This window comes from Roseateles sp. So40a, assembly GCF_048081605.1.
Lineage (GTDB): Bacteria > Pseudomonadota > Gammaproteobacteria > Burkholderiales > Burkholderiaceae_C > Roseateles.
Genome location: NZ_CP182288.1, coordinates 5,076,822 through 5,099,455, shown reverse-complemented (window position 1 = coordinate 5,099,455; position 22,634 = coordinate 5,076,822). Strand labels below are relative to the sequence as shown.

General features: G+C 69.7%; 22 protein-coding genes. 10 read left to right on the top strand and 12 right to left on the bottom strand.

Going from position 1 to position 22,634, the window contains the following annotated elements; genetic code table 11:
• Nucleotides 1-120: 120 nt before the first annotated feature.
• Nucleotides 121-1,233: a trypsin-like serine protease gene (locus ACNI65_RS23260; RefSeq protein WP_416759756.1), complete on the bottom strand. Its 1,113-nt coding sequence runs from the start codon at nt 1,231-1,233 to the stop codon at nt 121-123.
• A 193-nt stretch (nt 1,234-1,426) separates the two neighbouring features.
• Nucleotides 1,427-2,347, bottom strand: coding sequence for a hydrogen peroxide-inducible genes activator (locus tag ACNI65_RS23255; RefSeq protein WP_416759755.1), 921 nt, complete (start codon nt 2,345-2,347; stop codon nt 1,427-1,429).
• Nucleotides 2,348-2,446: 99 nt separating this feature from the next.
• Here ACNI65_RS23255 and panB point away from each other — a divergent pair, with 99 nt between their 5' ends.
• From panB to ACNI65_RS23240, 3 genes are all read left to right on the top strand, one after another.
• Complete coding sequence (gene panB, locus ACNI65_RS23250; protein ID WP_416759753.1) at nt 2,447-3,334, top strand: 3-methyl-2-oxobutanoate hydroxymethyltransferase; 888 nt, start codon at nt 2,447-2,449, stop codon at nt 3,332-3,334.
• Between the two features lie 2 nt (nt 3,335-3,336).
• Entirely contained in the window at nt 3,337-4,167 is an 831-nt protein-coding gene (gene panC, locus ACNI65_RS23245) for a pantoate--beta-alanine ligase (protein WP_416759751.1), read from the top strand.
• A 224-nt stretch (nt 4,168-4,391) separates the two neighbouring features.
• Nucleotides 4,392-5,087, top strand: coding sequence for a peptidylprolyl isomerase (locus tag ACNI65_RS23240; protein ID WP_416759750.1), 696 nt, complete (start codon nt 4,392-4,394; stop codon nt 5,085-5,087).
• A 66-nt stretch (nt 5,088-5,153) separates the two neighbouring features.
• On the opposite strand, the gene recG is transcribed toward ACNI65_RS23240, so the two are convergent.
• Entirely contained in the window at nt 5,154-7,328 is a 2,175-nt protein-coding gene (recG, locus tag ACNI65_RS23235) for an ATP-dependent DNA helicase RecG (protein ID WP_416759749.1), read from the bottom strand.
• 164 nt (nt 7,329-7,492) lie between these two features.
• Here recG and ACNI65_RS23230 point away from each other — a divergent pair, with 164 nt between their 5' ends.
• The 4 genes from ACNI65_RS23230 to ACNI65_RS23215 all read left to right on the top strand — a co-directional run bounded on the left by ACNI65_RS23230 (nt 7,493) and on the right by ACNI65_RS23215 (nt 11,073).
• Nucleotides 7,493-8,254, top strand: a complete 762-nt coding sequence (locus ACNI65_RS23230) for a substrate-binding periplasmic protein (RefSeq protein ID WP_416759748.1) — start codon at nt 7,493-7,495, stop codon at nt 8,252-8,254.
• 97 nt (nt 8,255-8,351) lie between these two features.
• The gene (gene queA / locus ACNI65_RS23225) at nt 8,352-9,395 is read left to right on the top strand and encodes a tRNA preQ1(34) S-adenosylmethionine ribosyltransferase-isomerase QueA (RefSeq protein WP_416759747.1); all 1,044 of its coding nucleotides are present in this window, start codon (nt 8,352-8,354) and stop codon (nt 9,393-9,395) included.
• The gene (sigJ, locus tag ACNI65_RS23220; RefSeq protein ID WP_416759746.1) at nt 9,388-10,332 is read left to right on the top strand and encodes an RNA polymerase sigma factor SigJ; all 945 of its coding nucleotides are present in this window, start codon (nt 9,388-9,390) and stop codon (nt 10,330-10,332) included. The genes queA and sigJ overlap by 8 nt, the downstream gene beginning before the upstream one ends.
• Before the next feature lie 60 nt (nt 10,333-10,392).
• Nucleotides 10,393-11,073 (top strand): PEP-CTERM sorting domain-containing protein, encoded by a 681-nt coding sequence (locus tag ACNI65_RS23215; protein WP_416759745.1) that lies wholly within the window; start codon nt 10,393-10,395, stop codon nt 11,071-11,073.
• 65 nt (nt 11,074-11,138) lie between these two features.
• On the opposite strand, the gene ACNI65_RS23210 is transcribed toward ACNI65_RS23215, so the two are convergent.
• The 4 genes from ACNI65_RS23210 to ACNI65_RS23195 all read right to left on the bottom strand — a co-directional run bounded on the left by ACNI65_RS23210 (nt 11,139) and on the right by ACNI65_RS23195 (nt 14,868).
• Nucleotides 11,139-11,915: a hypothetical protein gene (locus ACNI65_RS23210; RefSeq protein WP_416759743.1), complete on the bottom strand. Its 777-nt coding sequence runs from the start codon at nt 11,913-11,915 to the stop codon at nt 11,139-11,141.
• A 128-nt stretch (nt 11,916-12,043) separates the two neighbouring features.
• Complete coding sequence (gene argG, locus ACNI65_RS23205; protein ID WP_416759742.1) at nt 12,044-13,384, bottom strand: argininosuccinate synthase; 1,341 nt, start codon at nt 13,382-13,384, stop codon at nt 12,044-12,046.
• Nucleotides 13,385-13,472: 88 nt separating this feature from the next.
• Nucleotides 13,473-14,057 (bottom strand): IMPACT family protein, encoded by a 585-nt coding sequence (locus ACNI65_RS23200; protein WP_416759740.1) that lies wholly within the window; start codon nt 14,055-14,057, stop codon nt 13,473-13,475.
• A 34-nt stretch (nt 14,058-14,091) separates the two neighbouring features.
• A complete protein-coding gene (locus tag ACNI65_RS23195; RefSeq protein ID WP_416759738.1) occupies nt 14,092-14,868 on the bottom strand; it encodes a substrate-binding periplasmic protein in 777 nt (258 codons plus the stop codon).
• Between the two features lie 110 nt (nt 14,869-14,978).
• Here ACNI65_RS23195 and tgt point away from each other — a divergent pair, with 110 nt between their 5' ends.
• The 3 genes from tgt (at nt 14,979) to ACNI65_RS23180 (ending at nt 17,201) form a co-directional block, all read left to right on the top strand.
• Nucleotides 14,979-16,106 (top strand): tRNA guanosine(34) transglycosylase Tgt, encoded by a 1,128-nt coding sequence (gene tgt, locus ACNI65_RS23190; protein WP_416759737.1) that lies wholly within the window; start codon nt 14,979-14,981, stop codon nt 16,104-16,106.
• Nucleotides 16,107-16,166: 60 nt separating this feature from the next.
• Nucleotides 16,167-16,664 carry a hypothetical protein gene (locus ACNI65_RS23185; protein WP_416759736.1) on the top strand — a complete coding sequence of 166 codons (498 nt, stop codon included), beginning with the start codon at nt 16,167-16,169 and terminating at the stop codon, nt 16,662-16,664.
• Between the two features lie 66 nt (nt 16,665-16,730).
• Nucleotides 16,731-17,201: an STY0301 family protein gene (locus ACNI65_RS23180; protein ID WP_416759735.1), complete on the top strand. Its 471-nt coding sequence runs from the start codon at nt 16,731-16,733 to the stop codon at nt 17,199-17,201.
• On the opposite strand, the gene ACNI65_RS23175 is transcribed toward ACNI65_RS23180, so the two are convergent.
• The 5 genes from ACNI65_RS23175 to ACNI65_RS23155 form a co-directional block, all read right to left on the bottom strand.
• A complete protein-coding gene (locus ACNI65_RS23175) occupies nt 17,202-19,127 on the bottom strand; it encodes an MFS transporter (protein WP_416759733.1) in 1,926 nt (641 codons plus the stop codon).
• Between the two features lie 68 nt (nt 19,128-19,195).
• Entirely contained in the window at nt 19,196-20,035 is an 840-nt protein-coding gene (locus ACNI65_RS23170) for a DUF2145 domain-containing protein (RefSeq protein WP_416759732.1), read from the bottom strand.
• Entirely contained in the window at nt 20,032-20,502 is a 471-nt protein-coding gene (locus ACNI65_RS23165; protein ID WP_416759731.1) for a hypothetical protein, read from the bottom strand. The genes ACNI65_RS23170 and ACNI65_RS23165 overlap by 4 nt, the downstream gene beginning before the upstream one ends.
• Nucleotides 20,503-20,570: 68 nt before the next feature.
• On the bottom strand, nt 20,571-21,068 hold the full coding sequence (locus ACNI65_RS23160) for a YiaA/YiaB family inner membrane protein (RefSeq protein ID WP_416759729.1): 498 nt from the start codon (nt 21,066-21,068) through the stop codon (nt 20,571-20,573).
• A gap of 188 nt (nt 21,069-21,256) precedes the next feature.
• The gene (locus ACNI65_RS23155) at nt 21,257-22,501 is read right to left on the bottom strand and encodes an amidohydrolase family protein (RefSeq protein ID WP_416759726.1); all 1,245 of its coding nucleotides are present in this window, start codon (nt 22,499-22,501) and stop codon (nt 21,257-21,259) included.
• Between the last annotated feature and the right edge of the window lie 133 nt (nt 22,502-22,634).

Genomic DNA, 22,634 nt, shown 5'->3' with positions numbered 1-22,634 from the left:
TTGCGATATTTGAATAGCCTAAACGCGACCATAGTGAAAAACAACGGCGCAGCCTAAAGGGAGCGCCAAAGCAAAAGGCCGCCCGAAGGCGGCCTTGAAGGGATCCGGGACGAGGCCGGATCAGTTGGCGCGGCGGCGGCGGTTCCAGCCCAGGGCCAGCAGGCCCAGGCCGGCCAGCGCGAAGGACGCCGGTTCCGGCACCGCGTTGGCGTTGATGAAGTCGCGGTGGATGCTCACCGGCACGAAGCCGTTGAACTCGCCGAAGCTGCTGTTCAGGCCGGTGCGGATATCCCCCCAGGCCGTGCCGAAGCTCAGGCCGAACGAGGTCACCGACGACACCATGCCGTTGATGAACTGCGGGCCACCCGAGTCGCCGCCGGCCGAGGACACCTCGTCCGCGCCCAGGCCGGTGTTGCAGTACTTGGCGCTGGCCGGCAGGCCCAGGCCGTCGACGGCGATGTTGCAGGCCAGGTCGTTGGCCGGCAGACCGTTGTCGAAGTCCGACAGGTAGGTGTACTCGATCTGCTCGGCGGGCTCGCCCAGGATGTCCGACCACACGCCGCCGAATTCCTCGTCGCCGAGGCGGAATTCATAGCGGTTGTCGCCTTGACGCAGACGGCCGGTGCCCAGGTTGGCGCCGACGTTGCCGCCGGTGTCCGAGCGGCCGCCGTAACCCGCGATGTTGAATTCCTTGCCGGTCAGGTCGTCCCCGCCGTACAGCTCATGCGACTTCACGGACCAGTCCACCAGGCTGTCCAGCGTCAGCACGGCGATGTCGTTCTGGTCGATGACCTGGCCGGTGTAGGCCGAGTGCACCGCGTAGTTGCTGACCGTGTAGGAGAACGTGGGCTGGTTCCAGGTCACGTTGTCCGGATCGCTGCCGGTATAGAAGTACACCGACGTGCTCAGCGGACGCGCGCTGGTGCCGTCGCTGACGCAGTGCGCGGCGGTCAGGATGGAGCGCTGGTTGGGCAGCAGGGTGCCCGAGCAGATGAACTGGCCGCCCGAGCCGTAATCCATGATCAGCGTGGCCACGCCGCTGTACTGCGAGCGGGGCGCGAAGTAGCGCGGATCGCCGCCGGCCGCGGCGGTCGACGTCGGGGTGACGCCCACGATGGTGCTCTGGGCGGTCCAGCTCAGCCCGTTGGCGGAGCCGGAGACGGTCGTGGGCGCGGCGTGCGCCACACCGGCGGCCAGCAGCGCGGCAGCCAGGAATGTCAGACGAATGGTCACGTGGAGTCCTCCCTTGAAACGATGGATCGGCGGGTCGCGTCGCTCGGGTCGTGTTCGGCGCGCCACCTCGATGGCCGTTAAGGCCACGTCAATGCCAGCGAGGCTAACAATGTGTCAGGCGTGACATATTCACGCTAACCCTGACGACCCTCGTTTCAGGGGGGCAGGTCTTGCGGACCCGCCGGATCGACGCTCAGGACAACAGCGTCACGCCGCGCAGCTCGCAGGCGTAGACCGCGTTGCGCAGCGCCGCCACCGCCTCGTAGCGGGTGAACGTGCGGCGCCAGGCCAGCACCACGCGGCGCGTGGGCGCGGGGTCCTCGAAGGGCACGTAGCGCAGGTGCGGCGGCACGTGGTCGGGGACGCTCAGCGCAGGCACCACGGTGACGCCCATCCCGGACGCCACCATGTGCTTGATCGTCTCCAGCGAGCTGCCCTCGAAGCTCTTGCGGATGCCCTCGGCATCGGTGGAGAAACGCGCGAACTCCGGGCAGACCTCCAGCACGTGATCGCGGAAGCAGTGGCCGTTGCCCAGCAGCAGCATGGTCTCGGCCTTGAGCTCCTCGGCGCTGATGCGTTCCTTCTTCGCCAGCGGATGCACCGCGGGCACGGCCACGACGAAGGACTCGTCGTACAGCGGCGCCACCGCCAGGCCGGCATCGGGGAAGGGCTCGGCCATGATGGCGCAGTCCAGCTCGCCGGTGCGCAGCATGTCCAGCAGCTTCTGCGTGAAGTTCTCCTGCAGCATCAGCGGCATGCGCGGGTAGAGGTCGATGCAGTGCTTGACCAGCTCGGGCAGCAGGTAGGGCCCGATGGTGTAGATGATCCCCAGCCGCAGAGGACCGTCCAGCGGGTCCTTGCCGCGCTTGGCGATGTCCTTGATCGCGCTGGCCTGCTCGATCACCGACTGGGCCTGGCGCACGATGTCCTCGCCCAGCGGGGTCATCGTGACCTCGTTGGCGCCGCGCTCGAAGATCTTGACGTCGAGTTCCTCCTCGAGCTTCTTGATCGCCACCGACAGCGTCGGCTGCGACACGAAGCAGGCTTCCGCCGCGCGGCCAAAGTGGCGCTCGCGGGCGACGGCGACGATGTAGCGCAATTCGGTCAGGGTCATGGGCCGGCATTGTCCTCAGAAAGCGGCATCCTGGCACCGTCCCGGTACACTGCCGCCCCACCCCAGGGACCTCCCCGGACCTGCCTCCAGGGGACACGCATGACCGAACCGACCTCTCCCTACGCCGCGCCGAAGCCCGATGCGCCCGATGCGCCCGCCTCGGCCGCCCCAGGCGCCGGCACCGCCCCCGATCGCAAGCCCGTCACGCTGCAGCGCCTGCTGGACATGCATGCCGCCGGCGAGAAGATCGCCATGCTCACCGCCTACGACGCCACCTTCGCCCACGCGATGGAAGCCGCCGGCGTGGATGCGATCCTGATCGGCGACTCGCTGGGCAACGTCGTTCAGGGCCTGCAGACCACGGTGCCGGTCACGCTGGACGCGATGGTCTATCACACCGAATGCGTCGCCCGCGCGCGCCGCCTGGCGTGGATCATCGCGGACCTGCCCTACGGCACGTACCACGAGTCCCCGCAGGTGGCGTGGCGCAACGCGATGCGGCTGGCCCAGGCCGGCGCGCACATGATCAAGCTCGAAGGCGGCGGCTGGACCACCGAGACGGTGCGCTTCCTGACCGAGCGCGGCATCCCCGTGTGCGCGCATCTGGGCCTGACGCCGCAGACCGTGACCGCGCTGAGCGGCTTCAAGGTCCAGGGCAAGGACGCCGAGAGCGCCGCGCGGATCAAGGCGCATGCGCGCGAGCTGGTCGATGCCGGCGCGCAGATGCTGCTGCTGGAGATGGTGCCCGCCGCGCTGGCCGGCGAGCTGACGCGCGCGCTGGGCGTGCCGGTGATCGGCATCGGTGCCGGTGCGGAGTGCTCCGGCCAGGTGCTGGTGATGCACGACATGCTCGGCGTGGGCGGCGGCCGCAAGCCGCGTTTCGTCCGCGACTTCATGCAGGGGTCGGCCTCGGTCGGCGAGGCCTTCGCCCGCTACGTGGCCGACGTCAAGTCGGGCGCTTTCCCCGCGGCCCAGCACACCTACTGATCATGAAGATCCATCACGACATCGCCGGCCTGCGCGCCGCGCTGGCGGGCCGAACGGTCGCCTTCGTGCCCACGATGGGCAACCTGCACGACGGCCACCTGGCGCTTGTGCGCCAGGCCCGCGCTGCGGTGGGACCGGACGGGCTCGTCGTCGCCAGCATCTTCGTCAACCGGCTGCAGTTCGCGCCGCATGAGGACTTCGACCGCTATCCGCGCACGCTGGCGCGTGACGCGGAGCTGCTGGAGGGCGCGACCTGCGACCTCGTCTTCGCGCCCGACGAGCGCGAGATGTACCCCGAGCCGCAAGGCTACAAGGTGCATCCGCCGACCGAGCTGGCGGACATCCTGGAAGGGCACTTCCGGCCCGGGTTCTTCGTCGGCGTCTGCACGGTGGTGGCCAAGCTGTTCCAGATCGTGCAGCCGGACGTGGCCGTCTTCGGCAAGAAGGACTACCAGCAGCTGATGGTCATCCGCCGCATGGTGGACCAGCTGGCGATGCCGATCCGCATCCTCGCCGGCGAGACCGAACGCAATGCCGAGGGTCTGGCGCTGTCCTCGCGCAACGGGTATCTGAGCGATCAGCAGAAGCAGGACGCGCTGCTGCTGTCGGGCACGCTCAAGACCGCGATCGCGCGCTGGAACGGCGGCGAGCGCGATGTGGACCGCATCGAGGCCGACGCGCTGCAGGTGCTGCGCGACGCGGGCTGGGCGCCCGACTACGTGACGCTGCGCCGCCGACATGACCTCGGCGCGGCGCGCGAGGGCGAACCGCTGGTCGCGCTCGCGGCCGCCCGCATCGGGCAGACGCGGCTGATCGACAACCTCGAGTTCTGAGCGCCCTGCAAGCAAACGTGTCTTTGGGTTCGCGATCCTGAGCACTTTCGAGGGTGCTCGGTGATGTGCTTCACCGAGTGAAGACGGCGTTAGGGAAAGCCCCGCCTCTTGGCGTGCGGCGCGCGCCCATCGCGCATGCGCCATGTCGGACACGACACGATACTTCGCGCTTCTTTGCCAGAAGCGGGAGCCACAAGCTCCCATAGCGAGTACTGCGAGCCTCCATGAAGACGACCTCCACCAAGAATTTTCCCAAGCTGGCGGCCCTGACCGCCGCCCTGGGTGGCGCCCTGATCCTGGCCGCTTGCGGCGGCGGTGGCGATGACAGCGGTACCCCCGTCGCTGCGCCCAAGTCCAACCCGGTGCCCAACCCGCCGACGCTGGCCTGCAGCACCGCCGGCGTGGCCGCGGCCAACGGCATCACCGGCAACGTCGTGTGCATGCTGACCAGCGATGGCGAAGTCGTCATCGCGCTGGACGCGCGCACGCCGGTCACCACGGCCAACTTCCTGAAGTACGTCACCGGCAAGTACTACGACAACACGATCTTCCATCGCGTGGTCCCGGGCTTCGTCGCGCAAGGCGGCGCCTACAGCCCCGGCTACCTGCCCAAGAACACGACCATCGGCGGCACGATCAAGCTGGAGACCAACGTCGGCGTGTCCAACGTGAAGTACACGATCGGCATGGCCCGTACCGCCCAGCCCGATTCGGCCACCAGCCAGTTCTACTTCAACAGCGCCGACAACAGCGCCAAGCTCGACTACAAGAGCGCCGCGGAGCCCGGCTACGCCGCCTTCGGCCGCGTGATCTCGGGTCAGGCCACGATCGACAAGATCAACGCCGAGCCGATGCTGACCCCGGTGTCCGAGTACACCGCCACCGAGGTCCTGGTGTACTGGGCGATCCAGCTGAAGTGATCCACTTCGGGCGTCACGCGCCAGTGGATCGCCCTCTCCCGCGAAGCGGGAGAGGGGGTAGAACCCTCACGCCTTGAGGTACTCGGTCTTGTGACCGAGCCATCGCTCGACCTGCAGCCGCGCCGCGCGCGGTTGCTCGTCGAGCAGCTTGGGTGCGAGCGCGCGAGCCGCGCTCAGCAGCGGCGCATCCTCCTGCAGATCGGCGAAGCGCAGCAGTTGCGCGCCGCTCTGACGCGCGCCCATGAACTCGCCCGGGCCGCGGATGTCGAGGTCGCGACGCGCGATCTCGAAGCCGTCGGTGGTCTCGGCCATCGCGCGCAATCGCGACTTGCCGGTGTCCGACAAGGGCCCCGTGTAGATCAGCACGCACACGCTGGCGACCGAACCCCGTCCCACGCGTCCGCGCAGCTGGTGCAGCTGCGACAACCCGAATCGCTCCGCATGCTCGATGACCATCACGCTGGCATTGGGCACGTCGACGCCGACCTCGATGACGGTCGTGGCGACCAGCACCTGCATCTGCCCGCCGCTGAACAGCGACATCACCGCCGCCTTTTCCGCCGGCGGCATGCGGCCGTGCAGCAGCCCGACCATCTTGCCGGGCAGCGCCGCGCTGAGCTCGGCATGGGTCTCGGTGGCGTTCTTGAGGTCCAACGCCTCGGACTCCTCGATCAGCGGGCAGACCCAGTAGGCCTGGCGTCCATCCTCGACCGCGGCGGCGATCTTCTCGATGACGTCGTCGCGTCTGCCGTCGGCGAAGACCCGCGTGACGATGGGGCTGCGCCCGGGCGGCAGCTCATCGATCGTGGACACGTCCAGATCGGCGAAGTAGGTCATCGCGAGCGTGCGCGGGATCGGCGTGGCGCTCATCATCAGCAGATGGGGCTCGAGCGGGCCTGAACCGGGCGGGACACCCGGCGCGCCGTCGGCCTCGGCGCTCCCCGCGCCGGTGCCCTCGGCGAGCTTCTTGCGCAGCGCCAGACGCTGCGCGACGCCGAAGCGATGCTGCTCGTCGATGATCGCCAGCCCCAGCCGGTGGAAGCGCACCTTGTCCTCGATCACCGCATGCGTGCCGACGATCAGCGTGGCCTCGCCCGAGGCGGCGGCGTCCAGCATCTTCTGGCGGGCCTTGCCCTTGACGCTGCCGGTGATCCACGCGACGCGAATGCCCAGCGGCTCCAGCCAGCCGATGAGCTTGCGGAAATGCTGCTCGGCCAGGATCTCGGTGGGCGCCATCAGCGCGCACTGCCAGCCCGCGTCGATGGCCACCGCGGCCGCGATCGCCGCGACCACCGTCTTGCCCGAGCCCACGTCGCCCTGCAGTAGCCGGTGCATCGGCTGCGGGCGGGCGAGGTCGGCGGCGACCTCCTCGCAGACGCGCTGCTGGGCGCCGGTCAGCGCGAAGGGCAGGGCGGCGAGCAGGCGTTCATGCAGTCCGCCGGCCGCGCCGCGCAACGCCGGCGCGCGCAGATGGGCGCGCTCGCGCTGCGCGCGCTGCTGGCTGAGCTGCTGCGCGAGCAGCTCCTCGAACTTCAACCGCTGCCAGGCGGGATGGGTGTGGTCCTCCAGCGTGGCCAGGCCGGCCGACGGCGGCGGGTGATGCAGGAAGTTCAGCGCGTCGCGCAGCGCGGGCAGGCCCTTTGGAACGAGCGCCAGTGGCAGCACCTCGTCCAGCGGCGCGCGGCGCAGGGCCGAGGCGACCGCCTTGCGCAGATAGGCCTGCGGCAGTTGCGCGCTGGTCGGATAGACCGGCGTCAGCGAGGTCGCCAGCGGCGTGTCCGCGTCGACCTTGCGGAAGTTGGGGTGGACCATCTCGCGGCCGAAGAACCCGACGCGGATCTCGCCGCGCACGCGCACGCGGGTGCCCACCGCCAGCGTCTTCTGATGCGAGGGATAGAAGTGCAGGAATCTCAGCGAGAGCAGCGCGCCCTCGTCGTCGCGGAGCTTCACAAGGAGCTGGCGTCGGCCGCGCATCTCGATGCGGCTCTCGATGACCTCGCCCTCGGTCTGCAGCGTGTCGCCGTCCTGGGCCTGACCCAGCGGCGTGAGGGTGGTCTCGTCCTCGTAACGCAGCGGCAGGTGCAGCGCGAGGTCGATGTCGCGCGCCAGGCCCATCTTCTCCATCGCCTTCTGCGGCGCGGACTTCGCGGCGGCCTCGCCCGCGCGGTCGGCTTTGCCGGCGCCGCCGGCGGTGGGCGAGGGCGGCGAGGGGGACGACGGGACGGAACGGGCCTCGGACATGGCGGCGATTTTGCCTCGGGGCATCGGGCGCGCAGGAATCCCGGGCGGCCGTGATCGATTGCCGCCCGACGACGGCGGCATCGCGCCGGGGTGGGGTCTGACAGGGCAGACGGCGGCGCCCTTCGGCTGCTAGTCTGGTCACGGACTTCCGTTCGCCGCCCGCCATGACCTCTCGCCGTCACAGCCTTGCCTGGCTTGCCGCCGCCGCCCTGCCGGCGGGATTGGTGCTGCCCGCGCGAGGGGCCGACGCGCCGGTCCGGCTGGTCGCCACCGAGTTCCCGCCCTACACCGGCAGCACGCTGCCCGGCGGCGGCATCGCCTGCGAGATCACGCGCGCCGCGCTGCGCCAGGCGGGCCTGTCGATGGAACTGAGCTTCCGCCCCTGGGCGCGGGCGCTGCTGGAATTCCATCGCGGCGATCACGACGGTGTCATCGGCGCGTGGCGGTCGGCAGAACGCGAACGCACGATGCGCTTCCCGCAGCCGCTGGGCATCCTCAACCAGGTCGGCTTCATGGGGCGCATGGACCGCAAGCGCCGCGTGGACGACCTCGCCGCGCTGCGCGGCCTGCGCATCGGCGTGGTCCACGGTTACGCCAACCCGCCGGCCTTCGAGGCCGCGCAGCTCAGCGTCGAGACCGCCGTCGATGACCTGGCCAACCTGCGCAAGCTGCTGGCCGGCCGCGTGGAGCTGGCGCTGATCGACAAGGGCGTCGGCGCGCACCTGCTGGAGACCCAGCTGCGCGAGGGCGCGGGCAAGCTCGCCTGGCTGGAGCCGGCCGTGTCGGAAGTGCCGCTGTACACGGTGTTCTCGCGGACCCGGCCCGAGGGCGAGCGCCTCAGCACCGCGCTGACGCGCGGCATGGGCGAGCTGCAGGGCAGCGGCAAGCTGGCGCTGCTGCTGCAGCAGGGGGCGCGCTGGCAGTGAGCGCGCCGTCCGCGGGCGGCGTCGCGAGGACCGTCATGGGACAATCGCGACCTTCCCTTCCTTCGATTGGCACGGGTCCGTCCGGCCCTCAACGCGCATGTCCCGTCATTACACGGTGAGCGATTTCGACTTCGCTCTGCCCCCCGACCTCATCGCCCAACACCCCGCCGCCGAGCGCAGCGCCTCGCGCCTGCTCGACGGCCGCGCCGCGCCGCCGGTGGATCGCGTCTTCCGCGAGCTGCCCGACCTGCTCAACCCCGGCGACCTGCTCGTGTTCAACGACACCAAGGTCATCAAGGCGCGCTTGTACGGGGCCAAGGCCAGCGGCGGCGCGGTCGAGGCGCTCGTGGAGCGCGTGCTGCCCGGCACGCGCGAGGTCTGGGCCCACATGCGCGCCAGCAAGAGCCCGAAGCCGGGCGCGGTGGTGCGCTTCGCCGATGCGTTCGACGCCGAGGTCCTCGGCCGCTGCGGACCGGACGACGGCCTGTTCCATCTGCGCCTGTCGGGCGACCCGTTCGAGCTGCTCGAGCAGCACGGCCACGTGCCGCTGCCTCCCTACATCGAGCACGGCGACTCCGCCGACGACGTGCGCCGCTATCAGACCGTCTTCGCGCGCGAGCCCGGCGCCGTCGCGGCACCGACGGCCGCGCTGCATTTCGACGAGGCGCTGCTGGCGCGCCTGGCCGAGCGCGGCGTGGGCACCGCGCATGTGACGCTGCACGTGGGCGCGGGCACCTTCCAGCCGGTGCGTGTCGAGTCCCTGGCCGAGCACAAGATGCACAGCGAGTGGTTCCAGGTCACGCCCGAGACCGTCGATGCGATCGCGCGCTGCCGCGCCTCGGGCGGCAAGGTCACCGCCGTGGGCACGACGACGCTGCGCGCGCTGGAGTCCGCGGCGCTGGGCGGCGGCCTGAAGGCCGGCGCGCGCGAGACCGACATCTTCATCACGCCCGGGTTCGACTTCCAGGTCGTGGACCGGCTGGTGACCAACTTCCACCTGCCCAAGAGCACGCTGATGATGCTGGTGTCGGCCTTCGCTGGCTACGAGCCCATCATGGCGCTGTACCGTCACGCGATCGCCGAGCGCTACCGCTTCTTCAGCTACGGCGACGCGATGCTGCTGGAGCGGGGACATGGCTGACGATGCCCGCGCGCTGCGCTTCGATCGGGAGCACGCGCGCTCGTTGCGCGCGCTGGCCTATCGGATGCTGGGTTCGCGCGCGGAGGCCGAGGACATCGTCCAGGACGCCTGGCTGCGCTGGGCCGAGGTGGACGAATCCACCGTGCGGCATGACGGCGCCTTCCTGTCGCGGCTGGTGACCAACCTGTGCCTGGACCGGCTGCAATCGGCGGCGATGCGCCGCGAGCAGTACGTCGGCACCTGGTTGCCGGAACCGCTGATCGACGAGTCAGGCGACTGGTCGCCCAGTCCCGAGACGCAGGCCGAGTACGCGCAGGACGTGTCGGTCGCCTTCATGCTGGCGCTGGAGCGCCTGTCGCCGCTGGAGCGGGCCGCCTTCCTGCTGCACGAGGTGTTCGAGCTGGACTTCGACGAGATCGCCCGGCGGCTGGACCGCAGCGCCGCGGCCTGCCGCCAGCTGGCCAGCCGCGCGCGGCAGCACGTCAAGGCAGACTACGCGCGCCACGAGGTCGAGGACGAGGCGCGCCAACGCCTGTTCCAGGCGTTCATGGGCGCGCTGCAGTCCTTCGATGTCGAAGGATTGGCGCAAGTGCTGACCGAGGACGTCGTTTTGCTGGCCGACGGCGGCGGCAAGGTCTCGGCGGTGCGGACGCTGGAGGGCGGGGCGCTGGTGGCGCGCACCTTCGTCGGCTTCGTGAAGATGCCGTCCAGCCGCGACTGGCGCATCCGTCCGGCCCGGGTCAACGGCCTGCCGGGATTCGTCGTCTATGGCGCCAGCGGCGCGCCGATCCAGACCGTGGCGCTGCGGCCCGCCGCCGAACCCGGCCGCATCAGCGCGATCTACGTGCAGCGCAACCCGGACAAGCTGGCCCATCTCTTGCATATCGAACCGAGCCCGTCGGATGTGGTGTCCCCCCACGGGCGCGGGGGGTTGTGAATCCCTATCTTTAGGGACAATCGGGACCACAAGACCAAATCCTTTCTGCTCGGGAAAACCATGACGCTGTTCGCACGCTCCCTGATCGCCACCGCCGCCGCGCTGTGCAGCGGCCTCGCTTCCGCCGCCGCCATCGACGGGCTGGTCAACACCGGCGCGGGCCTGGGCGCCGGCGCTGCCGACAGCCATTACTCGTTCAGCGTGATCGCGGGCGAGTCCACCGGCCTGAGCGGCAACGGCCACGTGACCAACGGCAACGACGCGCCGTTCCCGAACTGGATCAGCAACACGGGCAGCTCGTCGTGGCTCATCCCCACGGCCACGCAGAGCGATGTCTATGACACCGGCTCCACCTCGGGCGTGTTCAAGTGGACGCTGACCTTCAACCTGACCGGCTTCGACGCCAGCACCGCGGCGTTCACCGGCCGCTGGGCGGCGGACAACAACGGCACGGTGCTGCTCAACGGCAACGTCATCTCGACGCTGGGTGCCGACAAGGGCTTCCTGGACTGGACCTCCTTCAGCGCGACCACCGGCTTCGTGGCCGGCGTGAACACGCTGGAGTTCGTGGTCAACAACACGGCCACCGCCGGCGGCAACTTCACGGGCGTGCGCGCGGAGTTCCTGAGCTCCAACGTCAACCCGTCGATCGCACCGGCCGTGCCGGAGCCGCAGACCTACGCCCTGATGCTCGCCGGCCTGGGCGCCCTGGGCTTCATCGCCCGTCGCCGCCGCGGCTGATCCGCCGTCGCGGCCCGGGTCGCTGACCGCGCCCGGGGTCGAAGCCTCATGGAAGCCCCTGCCTGTCAGGGGCTTTTTCTTTGGGCATCGCGCAATGCGCGCAAGAACGGCGACTGCAACACGCCGATGTCACGGCCCAGCGTGCACCAGTGATCCGCGCGCTCAAAACCGGTGATGCCATTCACCGCCCGATGGGGCTCACCGCAGATCAGCGGATAGACACGTCGCTTCTCGCGCCGGGTCAGGTCCACATCCTTGGCCTTGCTGCAGGTGCGGCCGTCCGTGGAGTGGCACATCGGCGTGCCGTTCGGCGTGGTGGCCAGCAGGTAGCCGACGCCGTGGGGCGTGAAGTCCACCCAGTCGGCGAAGAGCGTGGCATAGACCGTGTTGCACCAGTGATCGGGCTGCTGGTAGCCGTCGTTGCCACGCCAGATGCGCGCGTGCGGGGCGCCGCAGGTCAGCACGGGCTCGACTTGACGCAGGGCGCTGAACGCGGTGACGGGCCAGACGCGCAGCGACCATGCCGCGACGCGTCCGGCGGTGGAGAAGTCCCCGCAATCGACGCCGTTGTCTGACTGGCAGACGAGATCGCCGGACGACGAGAGGCGGTAGCGCGCGTCGTGCCATTGGAGCCACCCGCCGGCCTTGGCCACGGGTGCCTCGGCGGGCTCGGCGGCGCGTCGCTGCTCGAGCGTCGGCGGGGGCCCGACCTCCTCGTCGTCGATCCAGAAACTGGCATGGACGGCCGGCGCCGCGATCAGGCACAGGCCCAGGGCGCACGCGCGGAACAGACCGCGTCGGAGGTGGCAGGCGCGCAGGCGGGGGGAACGAACAAGGCGCATGTCGGTTTCTCCTGGGAAGTTGAAACCGTCGAGTGCATCCCTGTCGCTGCCGGTGCATGCGACTGCACACCGATGTGCCAATGAAAAAAGCCGCCCCGGGGGGCGGCTCTCACGAGGAACCGGAGCGCTTACTCGTCGCCGCCGGTCAGCAGCGGGATCGAGCCTTCCGAGTTCTTGCCCAGCAGGCCGCTGCGGCTGTAGACGCCGAGCTTGTCGCGGGTGTCGGCGATGTCCAGGTTGCGCATCGTCAGCTGGCCGATGCGGTCCGCCGGTGTGAAGGCGGCGTCCTCGACCTTCTCCATCGACAGGCGTTCCGGCGCGTAGGTCAGGTTGGGGCTGACGGTGTCGAGGATCGTGTAGTCGTTGCCGCGGCGCAGCTCCAGCGTGACCTCGCCGGTGATGGCGCGGGCGACCCAGCGCTGGGCGGTCTCGCGCAGCATCAGGCATTGCGGGTCGAACCAGCGGCCCTGGTACAGCAGGCGGCCGAGCTTCATGCCGTTCATGCGGTACTGCTCGATCGTGTCCTCGTTGTGGATGCCGGTGACCAGGCGCTCGTAGGCGATGTGGAGCAGCGCCATGCCCGGGGCTTCATAGATGCCGCGGGACTTGGCCTCGATGATGCGGTTCTCGATCTGGTCGCACATGCCCAGGCCGTGGCGGCCGCCGATGCGGTTGGCTTCCATGAACAGCTCGACCGGGCTGGCGAAGGTCTGGCCGTTGAGGGCGACGGGGACGCCTTCCTCGAAGCGGACAGTGACCGTCTCGGCCTTGATCGCGACGTCGTCCTTCCAGAAGGCCACGCCCATGATCGGATTGACGATGTGCATGCCCTTGTTGAGGAACTCCAGGTCCTTGGCCTCGTGGGTGGCGCCCAGCATGTTGGAGTCGGTGGAGTAGGCCTTCTCGACGCTCATCTTGTAGTCGAAGCCGTTGGCGATGAGGTATTCGCTCATCTCCTTGCGGCCGCCGAGTTCGTCGATGAAGGTCTGGTCCAGCCAGGGCTTGTAGATCTTGAGCGCCGGGTTGGCCAGCAGGCCGTAGCGGTAGAAGCGCTCGATGTCGTTGCCCTTGAAGGTCGAGCCGTCGCCCCAGATGTTGACGCCGTCGTCGCGCATGGCGACCACGAGGGCGGTGCCGGTGACGGCGCGGCCAAGCGGGGTGGTGTTGAAGTAGGTGGCGCCGCCGCTCTTGATGTGGAACGCGCCGCACTGGAGGGCGGCAATGCCTTCGGCGACGAGCTGCGCGCGGCAGTCGACGAGGCGGGCGATCTCGGCGCCGTAGGCCTTGGCCTTGCGGGGGATCTCGTCGTAGTCGCTCTCGTCGGGCTGGCCGAGGTTGGCGGTATAGGCGCAGGGGACGGCGCCCTTGCCGCGCATCCAGTGCACCGCGGCGCTGGTGTCCAGGCCGCCCGAGAAGGCGATGCCGACGCGCTCGCCGGCGGGAATCTTTTGGAGGATGGTTGCGGCCACGGGCAGTCTCGCGCGGAAGTGGGGGAAAACAGCCCGCGATTCTAGGCTGCCAGCAGCTCCAAGGCTTCGCGGATGGGCGATGGAGGGGTCAATCCAACCACCCGATCCGCCCTTGCCCCGCCTCGTTGAGCCGCGTCATGAGCGCGTCGGCGGCGGTCTCGGGCAGGCGCAGCGTGGCCTCGACGAGCGCGCCATGGCGCACCTCCACCAGCTCCGCGCCGGCCTTCTCCGACTCGCGTCGCAGCAGTCCTTCCTGCGCGTAGGGCAGGGTGCAGCGCAAGGTGCGCAGCCGCACGACGGGGATCTTCTCGGCCTGCAGCAGCGCCTGGGCGACCGCGTCCGTGTACGCACGCACCAGCCCGCCCGCGCCGAGCTTCACGCCGCCGAAGTAACGCACCACCGTCGCCAGCACGCCGTCCAGGTCCTGGTGACGGAGCACCTCCAGCATCGGCCGGCCCGCCGTGCCGCCGGGCTCGCCGTCGTCGTTGGCCGCCGACTGACCGCCCGCCATCAGCGCCCAGCACACATGCGCGGCGCCGGGGTGCGCGGCGCGCAGCTGTTCCACGCGAGCCAGCGCCGCGGCGCGGTCCGGCACCGCCTCGACGCAGCCGATGAAACGGCTCTTCTTGATGATCAGTTCGGCGTGGACCGGCGCGCTCAGGCTGTGGGGCATGGGCGCGATTGTCGCGGGAGCGCGCGCCCCAGCGTCACGGCGTCTCCGACAGATCCCCCAGATGACGGCGCTTGTAGGTGTCGATCGTGCCGTCCTTGAGCATCTCGTCGATCGCGTGGCGCATGCGGTCACGGTCCTCCTGCGAGACCCGTTCGCGCGACAGCGCCAGCGCGCCAACGCTGCGTTCATGAGGCGCGTACGACAGCGCCGCCATCCCGGCGAAGGCCGGATCGGCGCGCCGCGCGCTGGCCAGGCTGTGGGCGCCCAGCACCACCGCGTCGCCCCGGCCCGCCTTGAAGATGCGCACGGCGGTGGGCTGGTCGGGCGCGTCGTCCACCCGGCCCTGCACCCGCATCGTGGTGATCCAGGCTTCCAGCGTCGGCGTGAAGGCGTAGCCGCGCACGACCACCACGCGCCGCTTGCTGTCGGCCAGGAAGGCCGCGGGCGTGGTGAGCTTCGCTGCCAGCGCGGGGCGCATCACGACGAACTGGCGCGACTCGATGTAGGGGATGAACTCGACGATGAGCTCGCGCTCGCGTGTCATCAGCGCGGAGACGGTCATGTCCATGTGTCCGGTGCCGATCTGCGCCCAGATGCGCACCCGGGATTCGGTGCGGGGCAGCAGCTTGCAACCGGTGCGCCGGGCAAGCTCGTCGACGACGTCCTTGTCGATGCCGGCCCAGCGGCCCTGCGCGTCGCGGTAGTACAGCGCGCTGTACTCGTACAGGCCGACCGTGTACGGCCCGCAGGCCCAGGCGGGCGCGCCGATGCAGGCGGCCGACGCGACCAGGGCGGCGATCCAGGACCTCAAGATGCTTCTCCCGGGAGTCTGCGCTCCCCATGGGACGGGAGTCTACGTCCGCGCCTGCCGCCGGGTCCCGGCGCCCCATTCGAACCGGGGGCCCGATAATCGCGCCCATCATGCTGAAGTTCGAACTGCTCAAGACCGAGGGCCGCGCGCGTCGCGGCGTCATGACGCTCAACCACGGCGTCGTGCAGACGCCCATCTTCATGCCGGTGGGCACCTACGGCACCGTCAAGGGGGTGATGCCGCGATCGCTCGAGGAGATGGGCGCGCAGATCATCCTGGGCAACACCTTCCACCTGTGGATGCGTCCGGGCCTGGACATCATGAAGCAGTTCGGCGGCCTGCACCGCTTCGAGAGCTGGAACAAGCCGATCCTGACGGACTCGGGCGGCTTCCAGGTCTGGTCGCTGGGGGAGATGCGCAAGATCACCGAGGAGGGCGTCAAGTTCGCCTCGCCGGTCAACGGCGACAAGCTGTTCCTGACGCCGGAGATCTCGATGCAGATCCAGACGGTGCTCAACAGCGACATCGTCATGCAATTCGACGAATGCACGCCCTACGAGTCCAAGGGCCAGCTGACGACGGAGCGTGAGGCGCGTCTGTCGATGGAGATGAGCCTGCGCTGGGCCAAGCGCTGCCAGGACGAGTTCACCAAGCTGCAGAACCCCAACGCGCTGTTCGGCATCGTGCAGGGCGGCATGTTCGAGAACCTGCGCGACGTGTCGCTGGCGGGGCTCAAGGAGCTGGACCTGCCGGGGTATGCGATCGGTGGCCTGTCGGTGGGCGAGCCCAAGGCGGACATGCTGCGGGTGCTGGACCACATCGCGCATCAGCTGCCGGCGGACAAGCCGCGCTACCTGATGGGCGTGGGCACGCCGGAGGATCTGGTGGAGGGCGTGCGCCAGGGCGTGGACATGTTCGACTGCGTCATGCCCACGCGCAATGCGCGCAACGGCCACATGTTCACGCGCTTCGGCGACCTGCGGCTGCGCAACGCGCGCTACAAGGCCGATGAGAAGCCGGTGGACGAGACCTGCAGCTGCTACTGCTGCCAGAACTTCAGCCGCGCGTACCTGCATCACCTGGACCGTTGCGGCGAGATGCTGGGCCCGATGCTGACGAGCGTGCACAACCTGCATTACTACCTGAACCTGATGAAGGAAGTGCGCGAGTCGCTGGATGCCGGCGACTTCGAAGGCTTCCGCCAGCGCTTCCTGTCGGATCGGGCGCGAGGGGTCTGACGGACCGCGGGGGCCGCGGCCTTCAGAGGGTTCTAAGGCGGGGCGTGCAAAGATCGCCCGATGCTGAAGCTGCTCTTCACGCCGTTGCGATGGCTGTTCCGGGTCGTCCTGGCCGTCGTCATCCTCTTCGAGGAATGGGGCTGGGAGCCGCTGCAGCGCGCGATGGCCGCGGTGGGGCGCCTGCCCGTGCTGCGGCAGCTGGAGGCCGTCGTGAGACGGCTGCCGCCGTATGCGGCGCTGGTGGTGTTCTTCCTGCCGGGGCTGTTGCTGCTGCCGATCAAGCTGCTGGCGTTGTGGCTGATGGGGATCGGCCGGCCGGGGCTGGGATTGGCGGTGATCGTGCTGGCGAAGGTGCTGGGCACGGCGGTGGTGGCGCGGATCTTCGCGCTGACGCATCCCGCGCTGATGACCCTGCCGTGGTTCGCGCGGCTGTATGCGCGCTGGACCGTGTGGAAGCAGGGCCTGCTCGCCTGGATCCGCGCGAGCGCGGCCTGGCGCACGGCTCGGGCGATCAAGTTGCGGGTGCGGCGGGTGTTGAGGCGCACGCGGAGCGCGTGAGGCACGGACTAGCCGAAGTGACTTTGGGGTCTGGGCCGCCCGCCCGAGCTTTTCTAGACTGCGTCGATGAGACCCGGTCACCATGTCATGTCGGCGCACCGCATCGCCATCGCTGCGACCTTGTGCGTGTTGATGTGCTCCGCGCTGGCTGCGCCCGAGCCCTTCAACTGCCCGACCCAGATCCCGCTGACGGATCAATCGCTCGCCGCGGTCCCGGACGGCTGGGACGCCACCACCGCCGGATCGGAGCGCACGCAACATCAGCTGACCGGATTCGCCGTCAACGGCGGCCCGGTCGGCTCGCCCGACGGCGAGATCTACGACTCGGTCGATGAACGCAAGGACGACCAGGGTGGCGTCACGCAGACACTGCGATGGAACCTCAAGGGGTTCTCCGAAGGGCGTGTCGCCATCTGCAGCTACTTCCGCACGCGCGTCGAGTTGGCGCGCTCGCTCGACGGCTATTCGAGCTGCGAGGTCGTCTACAAGCGTTCAAAGAACAGCGACTTCAAGCTGGCGTCGGCGAGCTGCCGTTGATCACACCTTCACCGCTTCCGCCCCCATCACGCCTTCCGTACCGAGCAATCCCGCCACGCGCTCGCGCAGCAGCTCGGGCGTCACGTCGCGCGCCGGGATCGGGGCTTCGGCCACCAGGCCCACGCGGCTGAACAGGCCTCTGCGGAACGGGCGCACCATCGCCTCACCCTTCTCCACGCGCGAGAAGAACGAGCCCCACAGGTTCTGCAGCGCCATCGGCACCACCGGCATCTCCGGCCGCCCCTCCACCAGCTTCATCACGCCGCCCTTGAAGGGCTGCAGCGAACCGTCCTTCGTCAGGCCGCCCTCCGGGAAGATGCCCACCAGCTCGCCATCGTCCAGGACCGCCTGCGCCGCGGCGAACGCGGCCTCGTAGGTCGCGGCGTCCTCCTTCTGCGGCGCGATCGGGATCGCCTTGGCCAGCTTGAACATCCAGCCCAGCACCGGGACGCGGAAGATCCGGTGGTCCATCAGGAAACGGATCGGACGCGGGCTCGCCGCCATCAGCAGCACCGCGTCGACGAAGCTCACGTGGTTGCACACCAGCACCGCCGCGCCCTGCGACGGAATGTGCTGATCACCGCTCACCTTGAAGCGATAAATCAGCCGCGACAGCACGAACGCGAAGAAGCGCAGCAGGTATTCCGGCACCACCAGGAAGATGTAGAACGCCACCACCGCGTTGGCGATGCCCACCACCAGGAACAGCTCCGGGATCGACAACCCCGCCTTCAGCAACGCACCCGCCAGGATCGAGCTCGCGATCATGAACAGCGCGTTCAGGATGTTGTTGGCCGCGATGATCCGCGCCCGGTGCGACGGCTGCGCGCGCATCTGGATCAGCGCGTACATCGGCACGCTGTACAGACCCGCGAACAGCGCCAGCAGGCCCAGGTCGGCCAGCACCCGCCAGTGCGCATGCTGCGCCAGGAACGTCCCCACGCCCATCGCGTCCGACGGCGGCAGGCCGCGCGACGCGAAATAAAGATCGATCGCGAACACGCTCATGCCGATCGCGCCCAGCGGGACCAGGCCGATCTCGACCTGACGGCGCGACAGCACCTCGCACAGCAGCGAGCCCACGCCGATCCCCACCGAGAACACCATCAGCAGCAGCGACGCGACCTGCTCGTTGCCATGCAGCACCTGCTTGGCGAAGGACGGGAAATTGGCGAGGAACACCGCGCCGAAGAACCACATCCACGAGATGCCCAGCAGCGAGCGGAACACCGCCAGCTGACCGTGCGCCAGCCGCAGGTTGCGCCAGGTCTCGGTGATCGGGTTCCAGTTGATGGCCAGCTTCGGATCGGTCGACGGGCTGGCGGGAATCGCCTGCGCCGTCGCGCGTCCCAGCACCGCCACCACCAGGCAGGCAATGGCCACATGCTGCGGTCCGACGATCGGCGTGGCCACCAGCAGGCCGCCCGCCAGGTTGCCCAGCAGGATGGACACGAAGGTGCCCATCTCCACCATGCCGTTGCCGCCGGTCAGCTCATGCTCGTCCAGGTGCTGCGGCAGATAGGCGTACTTCACCGGCCCGAACAGCGTCGAATGCAGCCCCATCAGGAACACGCAGGCCAGCAGCACCGGCACGTGGACCGCGTAGAAACCGTAGGCGGCCAGCGCCATGATCACGATCTCCAGCGACTTCACCAGCTGCATCAGCCGCGCCTTGTCGTACTTGTCGGCGAGCTGCCCGCTGGTGGCCGAGAACAGCACGAACGGCAGGATGAACAGCGCCCCGATCGCCAGCCCGGCCTGCTCCGGCGGCAGCCAGCTGACGCTCAGCTGGTAGGTCACCAGCACGGTGAACGCGAACTTGAACAGGTTGTCGTTGCCCGCGCCGAGGAACTGCGTCCAGAAGAAGGGCGCGAATCGACGCTGGCTGAGCAGCGCGAACTGGCTGGTGTGGGAGGAGTCGCTCATGGGAGGGGCTCGTGGTGGTGGTCGGGGAGGGCGAAAGCCGGCGAAGGAGGGGGGTAGTCAGCGCCGGGTCAGGGCGTCGGCGCCCGGCTCACCGGCTGGCTCACCGCTTGAGGCGCCTGGCCGTATCCGGTGCGCGCCAGCCAGCTGAAGATCGTATCGGCGGTCGTCGTCTCGATGTGTCCGGAGAAACGACGGGCGCTCGGATGGTCGTCGAACGCGACGTTGGCCATGCCGATGCGCGCCCCCAGCCGCTTGGCGGTGGACAGGCGCAGGTCCGACGGCTGATAGCCCTGGCGCTTGAGCCAGTCCTGCGCCTGCGGGCGGTTGAAGACCTCGCGCGGCGCGGCGGCCGAGGCCAGCGTTTCCAGCGCCCATTGGTTGCTCTGCTGGTACTGGACAGACCAGGGATAGGCCACCATGTTGTAGTCCGGCGTGTGCAGCTGCGCCGCCCGCGCGTTCTCGCGCAGCATCGGCAGCAGCGCCTGCTGCAGCTCGGGCTTGAGCACCGAGAACGCCGCCTCGTAGCGGAACGGGTTGTCCATGAAGAACTCGCCCAGCCCCTGGCGGTAGAGATCCGCCTGCGCGATGCCGCACTGGTTGAGCTTGTGCATCACGCGCCAGACCGGTTTGGCGTCGGCACCGCTGCCCACGGTGTCGCGGTAGACGAAACCCACATGCGACCAGCGCAGGCCGTACTCGGACAGGTTCTGTCCGGCGCGCGCCAGCAGCACGACGTCCGCGCCGCTGCGGTCCAGCGCCGCGGCGGTGGCCTGGGCGAGGTCCATGCCGCGGCGGATCTGGTCGACGGTGGGTTGCTTGTCCTCGCAAGGGCGGCCGGCCAGGGCCGGCCCGGCCGCGAGGAACAGACCCGCGGTGCCCAGCGCCGCGGCGGCGATCGCGCCCCTCATCGCGTCACGCGGTCCTTGTTGGTCACGCGCTCGTTGTGCAGCAGCGAGGCGCCGATCTCGTTGGGGATGAAGGCGATGGCCTCGCCGGCGGCCGAGAGCACGTAGCCGGTGCTGATCGCGGTGACCACGACGGCGGTGCCGACGGCGGTCGAGGCGCCGGTGACGACCTTGCCGGAGAACTCCACGCTGATGCGCACGCCGTCCGAGGCGCGCTCCAGCACCCAGACAGTGCCGCGGGCGGTGGTCTCGATCGCGACGATGACGAAGCTCGCGCCCAGGGTCAGCACCGCCGACGGCGCGACCACGGAGATCGCGACCGGCACGGTGGACAGCGCGATGCTCGCGTCGCTCGGACCGCCGTGGGCCGAGGCGGGGGCGGTGCCGCAGGCGAGGGCCGCGGCCAGGGCGGCGGCGATCAGCGCGGACTTCTTGGGGAAACGGGCAGTCTTCAAAGAGCGGGCTTGCATGACGGAACTCCTGAGGGTCAGGGAACGGGCGGTCATCGAGAAGGGGCGGGGCGTCGAACGGCCGAGATTCAGGCCGTGGTCGTCGGGAAGGACTCGCGCGGGGTGTCGCGCTGGGCATCCCGTTGCGCCTCGCGGCGGCCCTGGAGGCGGGCGTCGGCCAGATCGGCCTCGTGCGCGTCGCGCAGCATCTTGGCCAGCGTGAACACGTTGGAGATCAGGTACAGCCAGCACACCAGCAGGTAGGCCTGCCAGACGGGCTGGATCTCCATGCGGTACAGGCCCCAGCCGGTCAGGCCCATGGCCAGCGCGAAGCCGCTCCACACGACGACGCCCCACATCGGGGTGTCGCTGCGGCCGGCCTGGTTGTCGCGGATGTATTTGGACAGCGCGAAGGCGGTGGACAGGCAGAAGACATAACCCATGACCATGAAGGCGCGGTCCAGGTCGGCGCCGGGCAGCCAGGCCAGCCCGATGGCGCAGAGCGCGACGCTGACGCCGAAGGAGATCCACACCTGATAGCGCCAGGCACGGGTGTCGCGCTGGATGCGGATGTGCGGGGTGGTCATGATCGGTTTCCTCCTGTGGGCCGGCCTGTGGCCGGCGGGTTGCCTGGGTGGCGATGGCGCGACTGTCGTGGCGACCGCTTCGTTCCCCCGGGCTGTTTTGCGGCGAGTATCGCCCGCTGCCTGGGGTGGTATCGATCGGTGCTACCGCTGGGCCCGTGCCGGTTCGCTGCGCTGGCAGCCCGGCGCCTTCACGCGTTGCTCACGGTGAAATGCCGGGCCGTGGCATAGACGGCCGGGTCCAGCGCGTCGCCCTGCCAGCGGGCCAGTCGCTTGAGGGCGAGATCAAACATCAGCGGATGGTGGTCGCGCAACGCCCCCAGAGGGGCGACATGGGCGGGGTCCAGGACGCCTGCCCGGACCAGCTGGGGCAGCCGCACGAGGGGCAGCACCCCCGGCAGCGGGTAGTCCGAGCCGTGCAGCAGGCGAGGGTGCCAGTCCCGCCGGCGCAACACGGTGCGCCAGACCTCGGGGCGGCGATTGAACTGGAACATCGCCGAGACGTCGCCCAACAGCAGGTCACGCCAGGCGGGCTCGTCCATCAAGCGGGCGAACAGGTCGAAGGCGGGCGCGGGACGCGGGCGGGGGAGGTCCAGGTCCATCGCGTGGCCCAGCGACGCGCAGTGCGCCGCGATCACACGTACGCCGTGGCGCAAGGGCTCGCGCAGCAGCAGCGGGTTGCCGAGGTCCTGGCGTCCGGCGCCGGGGACGGCGTGCTCCTCGCCGCAATGCACGATCAGCGGCAGGCGCGCGGCGGCCAGGCGGTCGTAGAAGGGCCGCAGGCGGCGGTCGCGCAGGTCGATCGCCATGCTGCTGGGCAGCCACTTGAGCGCCAGCGCGCCGCCGGCGATCGCCCGATCCAGCCGCTCGAGCGCGTCCTCGCGCTGAGGATGGATGCTCGCGACCCAGCCGAAGCGGTCAGGCCGCTCGGCGGCCACGGCGCGAGCGTAGGCGTCGGGGACGTGGAAGGTGGTCCAGTCCGGGCGGCGGCGGCCGGTGTCGTCGACCGCCTCGTCGAAGGCGAAGAGCAGCCAGCGCGCCCCGGCGGGAAAGGCATCCGCCAGCGCCGTGAGGCGGCGGACGTAGGCGCGGTCGATGTCGGCGGCGGCGATGGCTCGGTCATCGACGCAGGCGCCGTTGAGGATCGCGTGCTTGCGGGTGAGCTCCACCGGATGCCACCACTGCGACAGCGTCGGCGAGATCCAGCATCCGGAGCCCGAGTCGCCGGTGCCGATCAGATGGGCGTGGACGTCCCACAGCTGCGCCGGGTCGAGGCCGTCCCAGATCCGCGCGAGCCAGTCGGGATCCACGCCGGGGATGGGCGCCTGCGGATGCCCGCAGGGATTGCGCAGCGGACCGGCCTCGGAGGCGAGCGCGCTGAAGAGACCCGCCGCGGCAGCGGCGCCGCAGCACAGGAGATGACGTCGTCGGAGCATGGTCGGCGCCCGGAGCAGTGGAGACGGCGTGATCCTCGCGAGCCGCGTCACGGCGCAGGCGATCGGGATGCCGCGGTGCCACGGGGTGAACCCACCCGGCTCGCGCGCCGCTACCGCTCACAATGGAGCCCCG